The sequence below is a fragment of the Streptomyces sp. DH24 genome, from assembly GCF_029813775.1.
Lineage (GTDB): Bacteria > Actinomycetota > Actinomycetes > Streptomycetales > Streptomycetaceae > Streptomyces.
In genome coordinates this window covers 1-255 of record NZ_JARVKW010000154.1, presented here as the reverse complement: position 1 = coordinate 255, position 255 = coordinate 1, and the positions used below count along the sequence as shown (strand labels likewise).

The 255-nt window shown below is 65.1% G+C and carries 1 pseudogene; it reads left to right on the top strand.

The window, feature by feature from the left end:
* Window positions 1–187: pseudogene (locus QC282_RS32625) on the top strand (hypothetical protein); the annotation flags it as partial.
* Between the last annotated feature and the right edge of the window lie 68 nt (window positions 188–255).

Genomic DNA, 255 nt, shown 5'->3' with positions numbered 1-255 from the left:
CGGCTTCATCATCGATCCCGCCGACGAGGACCGAGGAACGGGCCTCGGGACTGTGATCCTCGACGAGGTCCTGCCGCACAGGGACGGCTGCAGCCACGAGATCGCCTGCTGGGACGGCACACTCACCTTTATCTGCCGTGACCTCCAGGCGACCTGGATCGAGGCCGACTGCTCGAGCGAGTCGTAGGTGCGACAGGTCGTGGGGATTGTTGAGCGGCTGGTGCCGGATGAGCTGTGGGAGCTATTCCAGCGGGT